The 5,876-nt window shown below is 45.9% G+C and carries 7 protein-coding genes and 2 rRNA genes; 1 reads left to right on the forward strand and 8 read right to left on the reverse strand.

Going from position 1 to position 5,876, the window contains the following annotated elements; genetic code table 11:
• The 4 genes from ABY436_RS18435 to rpoE form a co-directional block, all read right to left on the reverse strand.
• On the reverse strand, positions 1-786 hold a 786-nt coding region (locus ABY436_RS18435; RefSeq protein ID WP_372740394.1), incomplete at its 3' end, for a trypsin-like peptidase domain-containing protein.
• Positions 787-808: 22 nt separating this feature from the next.
• A complete protein-coding gene (locus ABY436_RS18440) occupies positions 809-1,243 on the reverse strand; it encodes a SoxR reducing system RseC family protein (RefSeq protein WP_372740395.1) in 435 nt (144 codons plus the stop codon).
• Between the two features lie 2 nt (positions 1,244-1,245).
• On the reverse strand, positions 1,246-2,124 hold the full coding sequence (locus ABY436_RS18445) for a MucB/RseB C-terminal domain-containing protein (RefSeq protein ID WP_372740396.1): 879 nt from the start codon (positions 2,122-2,124) through the stop codon (positions 1,246-1,248).
• 56 nt (positions 2,125-2,180) lie between these two features.
• Positions 2,181-2,765, reverse strand: a complete 585-nt coding sequence (gene rpoE / locus ABY436_RS18450; RefSeq protein WP_090728144.1) for an RNA polymerase sigma factor RpoE — start codon at positions 2,763-2,765, stop codon at positions 2,181-2,183.
• 233 nt (positions 2,766-2,998) lie between these two features.
• On the opposite strand from rpoE, the gene nadB reads away from it, so the two are divergent.
• The gene (nadB, locus tag ABY436_RS18455; RefSeq protein WP_372740397.1) at positions 2,999-4,588 is read left to right on the forward strand and encodes an L-aspartate oxidase; all 1,590 of its coding nucleotides are present in this window, start codon (positions 2,999-3,001) and stop codon (positions 4,586-4,588) included.
• On the opposite strand, the gene ABY436_RS18460 is transcribed toward nadB, so the two are convergent.
• The 4 genes from ABY436_RS18460 to ABY436_RS18475 form a co-directional block, all read right to left on the reverse strand.
• Complete coding sequence (locus tag ABY436_RS18460) at positions 4,569-5,003, reverse strand: protein YgfX (RefSeq protein WP_372740398.1); 435 nt, start codon at positions 5,001-5,003, stop codon at positions 4,569-4,571. The genes nadB and ABY436_RS18460 overlap by 20 nt on opposite strands.
• Positions 4,987-5,241 carry a succinate dehydrogenase assembly factor 2 gene (locus tag ABY436_RS18465; RefSeq protein WP_372740399.1) on the reverse strand — a complete coding sequence of 85 codons (255 nt, stop codon included), beginning with the start codon at positions 5,239-5,241 and terminating at the stop codon, positions 4,987-4,989. Before ABY436_RS18465 ends, ABY436_RS18460 begins: the two co-directional genes overlap by 17 nt.
• A 214-nt stretch (positions 5,242-5,455) precedes the next feature.
• A 5S ribosomal RNA gene (gene rrf, locus ABY436_RS18470) occupies positions 5,456-5,571 on the reverse strand.
• A 124-nt stretch (positions 5,572-5,695) separates the two neighbouring features.
• A 23S ribosomal RNA gene (locus ABY436_RS18475) occupies positions 5,696-5,876 on the reverse strand; the annotation flags it as partial.

Here is a 5,876-nt window from a genome sequence, read left to right on the forward strand (position 1 = left end):
CACAAAACCATCTGACTGTAACTGTGCAGATACATTCATCGCTACATCAATAGGGATAGCAAAAGATAACCCCATAAAACCACCAGAGCGCGTATATATCTGTGAGTTAATACCTACCACTTCCCCTTCCAGATTAAATAGCGGACCACCGGAATTACCAGGGTTGATAGCGACATCTGTCTGAATAAATGGAACATAGGTTTCGTTTTCCAACGCCCGGCCTGTTGCACTGACTATCCCAGCCGTCACCGTATGATCGAATCCAAATGGCGACCCTATCGCCAACACCCACTCACCCGCCTCCAGCGTCGACGAGTCACCAAACTTCACAACTGGCAGATCCCTGGCATCGATTTTCAAAAGAGCCACATCTGAGCGTTCATCCGAGCCAACAACTTCCGCGTCTAATTCGCGACGATCATTTAAACGCACTAAAACCTGATCCGCACCTTTGATCACATGATGGTTAGTAAGAATGTAACCATCAGTACTAATAATAAAACCAGATCCTAGTGATTGAGGTGCTTTCTGGGAGGGGGCGTCAGGCGTTTGATCCTGATCCGGAAAGCGAAAAAAATGCCTGAAAATCTCAGGTATCTCTTCTCCATTAGGTCCTTTAAAATCAAACCCCGGCAGGGAATGTCTGCTTTTCTTCTGTATCGTGCTGATATTAACAACAGCAGGTGCCGCTTTTTTAACCAGACTTTTAAAATCGGGTAGCTCAGCCTTTACAGGCGACGCGACCATCGACAGCAACAAAAAAGATGCAATCACAAAACGTTTCATGATTTAACTATCCCTTTACAATTTAAGAAATCCTGAGCAATACAGGGTTAAACCGGGAGCGATTATCAAGCCGTTGACTCCACAATTTTACGCCTGAGAAGCCGACCAAAAGACCAACGAATGAAGTCAGTATGATAGTGGCTTCAGCATATTCGAGATATTCAGCCAAGCCTCCCAGCAAAACCATCAACAGCAGCGGCAACAAATACATCAAAGCTGATACTTTTAAAAAACTGCCTTCATCGATACCGACAACAACCCTGTCACCCGTTTCCACTGGAATCTTCGCCGGATTATCAATTTCTAACTGCGTCATTTTAGAGGCAGCCCACTCTGAAATAGCTTTTTGTCCGCAACTTTGCTTTGCCTGGCACTGCCCACATGCAGAGCTTCGTTCAGATTCTATTAGCACTCGCCCGTCGATGACACTGACTACCGTTGCATACTCTTCGATCATAATTAACGAACTGATTTCACAGAAGCTGCTATACGATCAGCAATCATCAATGGAACATCTCCGACCACAGTAACGAAACCATTTTCTGTGGCGCGACCAACAGCCACGATATTATCTGATTGCACTACGCCTGAAGGAACACTTTGACGCCCCAACGGCTCAATACTGATAGAAACAGAGTGCTTACCATTACTAAACACCATCACTTCGGCATGTGGCATGACTTCATGACGAACCTGCTGATAACCCTCAGGCAACCAATCAGTTTGCCATGCAGGCTGACTAGAACTTAGCAAGTGACGATGCTGATCAATGTAACGATTCAATCCCTGTGACAGACGGATAACTTCTGGCTCACCGGAGCTACCGGTAACGCCTTTATTCGGTGCAGAGTAATTACTGTACTGCGCACGCACAAAATCCTTCGAACTCTGAACACTCGGAATGGTATAAGCTTGTCTGAAGGAGCCGTCAACTGCTGCATCATTGCTTATAAACTGCTGACCGCCGAGTATTACGACAGCGGTCACAGAAGCCGCCATGGCCATACTGACCACTGGCTTCCACCATGCATGCTGCTCCGTATCTTCGGGCGTTTTAGCAGCCGGTGACTGGACAGCTGGCTGAACTTTTTCGCTCTCCAGCGCCGCACTCACTCTGGAAACCAGATCTATATTCATTGCCTGTTGGTTAATGCCTTCACCATGAATTGCTTGTTGAGCAAGGTGGTAACGTTGCCATTTATTAAGAGACTGCTCACAATCAAGGCCTTCTTTATCCTGAATACGCGCAAGCACCCGGCGTAGTTCAAAAGATGAAACCTCACCATCCATCGCCGCCGAAAGGGACGCGGAAAGCGACTCGTTAGACTCATCGCTCATATATACACCTCATCATTGGACCTTCATGTTAAATATCAACTTAAATACCAACAGCATCACTCCATCAGCGGTGCTATTTGTTTATCAATCGCCTCTCTGGCTCTGAAAATCCGCGAACGAACTGTTCCCACAGGGCAGTCCATAACTAATGCGATATCTTCATAACTCATTCCATCAAATTCACGCAGCGTCAGTGCCGAACGTAAATCCTGTGGAAGCTGATCCAGGGCTTTTTTGACAACTAATTCTAACTCGTCTCTAAATAGACTATTTTCTGGGTTCTCAAGTTCCCTTAATTCGTCTCCGCCATCAAAATATTCCGCATCCGCCACATCCACATCCACATCGGGGGTCCTTCTGCTTCTGGATACCAGATGATTTTTAGCTGTATTGATAGCAATTCTGTAAAGCCATGTATAAAAAGCACTATCCCCCCTGAAACGAGGCAATGCACGATACGCTTTTATAAAAGCCTCCTGTGCAATATCCATTGCTTCATGGTGGTCATATACATAACGACCGACTAAACCAATAATTTTGTGCTGATACTTACCAACAAGAAGATCAAAAGCACGCTTATCCCCGGCCTGAACCCTCTCTACCAACTGTTGGTCGATATCCGTCTGGTTCTCACTCGACACCACTAATCCTTATCACCAATAAGAACAAAAACCTACCCGAAAACAACGGATACTATAAACAGCGCAGTATGTAACCGGATTCTACTTAAATGCAACCCTCAGCTTTTTACAAACTACCAATATGACTCAGCGTATAAATAATAGTTCATTATCTAATCAGGATAAAATACATGACGTCATTACAGAGAAAACGGCATAATAGACGCCCGACACAACGGAATTGATGTACTAGCATGCAACAAGAATTTGATATCCTTATCATTGGAAGCGGCGCAGCCGGGCTTTCTCTGGCGCTACGCCTGGCAGATTCTGCAAAAATAGCAGTACTCAGCAAAGGCAGCCTGACAAGCGGGTCGACCTGGCTTGCACAAGGCGGCATAGCAGCGGTGCTTGATGAAAGCGATCTGATACAAGATCATGTCTCAGATACACTAACGGCCGGCGCTCACTTAAGCCACAATGATGCTGTCGAATTCACCGTGAAAAATGGACGGCAATCCATCGAATGGCTTATCGAACAAGGCGTGCCCTTTAGCCGCGATGGTAAACGTTACCATCTGACGCAGGAAGGGGGGCATTCGCATCGACGCATCATCCATGCCGCTGATGCCACCGGCAGAGCCGTGCAAGAAACTTTGATAAGTCGCGCAAAAGAGCACGATTCCATCCATCTTTTTGAACACTGCACAGCCGTAGACCTTATCACCAGACGCAAACTCAAGCGCGCCAATAATCGCTGCCTGGGCGCTTACGTCCTTGATTCTTCAACAGGCCATGTCAACGCTTTAAAGGCAAAGTTTGTTGTTTTAGCAACTGGCGGTGCGTCAAAAGCGTACCTTTACACCAGCAATTCTGATGGCGCCAGCGGCGATGGTATCGCCATGGCCTGGAGGTCAGGCTGCCGTGTGGCTAATATGGAGTTCAACCAATTCCACCCCACCTGCCTCTACCACCCTCAAGCAAAATCGTTTCTCATTACTGAGGCAGTTCGGGGCGAAGGAGGTAAATTACTCCTGCCCGACGGAACACGCTTTATGGATAAATTTGATAAGCGAGGGGAACTAGCCCCCAGAGACGTTGTGGCCCGCGCAATTGACCATGAAATGAAACGCCTGGGAAGCGACTGCCTGTATCTTGATATTTCTCATAAGCCGAAAAGTTTTATCCTTGAGCACTTCCCTACTATTTACGAGCGTTGCTCCAAACTAGGAATAGATATCTCAAAAGATCCTATTCCTGTAGTACCCGCGGCGCACTACACCTGCGGCGGCGTTATGACCGACCAACAAGGACATTCGGATTTAAACGGACTTTACGCTATTGGTGAAACCTCTTTCACGGGCCTGCATGGCGCGAACAGGCTTGCCTCAAATTCACTTCTGGAGTGCCTTGTCTTCGCCGAATCAGCGGCCAATGATATTCGCAGCCGACTCGATGAAAGCCTAGACATGGCATACATCCCTGATTGGGACGAGTCCCAGGTAACGGACTCAGATGAAGATGTGATTATTTCGCACAACTGGGATGAGCTAAGGCGCTTCATGTGGGACTATGTTGGTATAGTCAGAACCAACAAACGTTTGCGCAGAGCCAAACATAGAGTCGATCTATTGCAACAAGAAATTACCGAGTACTACTCAAACTATAAGATCAGTAAAGATTTGTTAGAATTACGCAATTTAGCATTAGTGTCAGACCTGATCATTCGTTCTGCAGCGCTTCGCAAGGAGAGCCGAGGGCTACATTACACACTTGATTACCCAGACCAGGGACCAGAACCTCGTGATACGATACTAACTCCCATTAACTATGAATGGCCTTAGACACCAAGGCCATTTTCCCCAACTTCAGCGCCACTTTCAATCGCCTTAAGTCCTCACCCGAAACTGAGTCAGGAAAGATCCCTATTGTGATTCTTTCCCCGGACTTCGTGATTACTCTGAAAGAAAATAAATAAGGCAGTAAATGTATTTTTTGGATCATCAAGCCATCGTGCCAACTTCCATCTGCGCGCAACAATTTTATTGACTGTCTATCTAAATCCCAAATAAGACGCATTACTTGAGGCTTGCCGAAAGGAAGGCAAGCTAAGACAAGCAACAACGCGGCCGAAAACAATAAGAAAAGTAGCGAAATATTAGAATAGAGCACGGCACACAAAGCTATTATCAAGCAACTGAAATAAAAAGCCCGAAAATAGCTCGAAGGCTTGATGGCTATATCAAGAGGGCTGAACACGATCTAAAATAATTCGCACGATTTTATGTAAATCGGGATCCTGTGGCACTTCCCTTTCCATTACCCAGAGAAAAATATCCTGATCTTCGCAAGCCAAAAGATTCACAAAACGATCCTGATCATCCTCTGGCAAATCCCGAAACGCCTCTTTAACAAACGGTTCAAACAAAAGATCAAGCTCAAGCATGCCTCGACGACTTTGCCACAATAAACGACGTACATCTTCTTCAGAATACATATCAACTCAAATATAAAATGTTATTAAAGGAGTATTTAACACCAATTTAAAAAACTAAAGAAGCATGCTTCGTCATTTTTAATAAATTAGTTTGTCCGCAACAAAATACAATAAAGCAGCCACTCTGTTCAGAATGAAAAAGATCACAGCTTTTATTTTTCACAGGCATAAAAAAAACCCCGATCACAGCGTGACCGGGGTTTCTCTATTAGGTGCTTGGCAATGACCTACTCTCACATGGGGAAACCCCACACTACCATCGGCGCTAAAACGTTTCACTGCTGAGTTCGGGATGGGATCAGGTGGTTCCATTTCGCTATGGTCGCCAAGCGTAAACTGTCACAACATGGATTTGATGAAGGTTTTGGTGGTATCGTTTGTCTTTGTCTGTGTTAACAAGCGCTAGTCTGTAATTTTATCTTTACACATGCTTCCCACACGCCTTTGGCGTTATATGGTCAAGCCTCACGAGCAATTAGTACTGGTTAGCTCAACGCCTCACAGCGCTTCCACACCCAGCCTATCAACGTCTTAGTCTTAAACGGCTCTTTAGGGGAATCAAGTTCCCAGCGAGATCTCATCTTGAAGGGGGCTTCCCGCTTAGATGCTTTCAGCGGTTATCCCGTCCGAACGTA

Origin of the sequence: Neptunomonas sp. (assembly GCF_041601355.1) — a bacterium.
In the GTDB taxonomy this organism is placed as follows: Bacteria; Pseudomonadota; Gammaproteobacteria; order Pseudomonadales; family Balneatricaceae; genus Neptunomonas.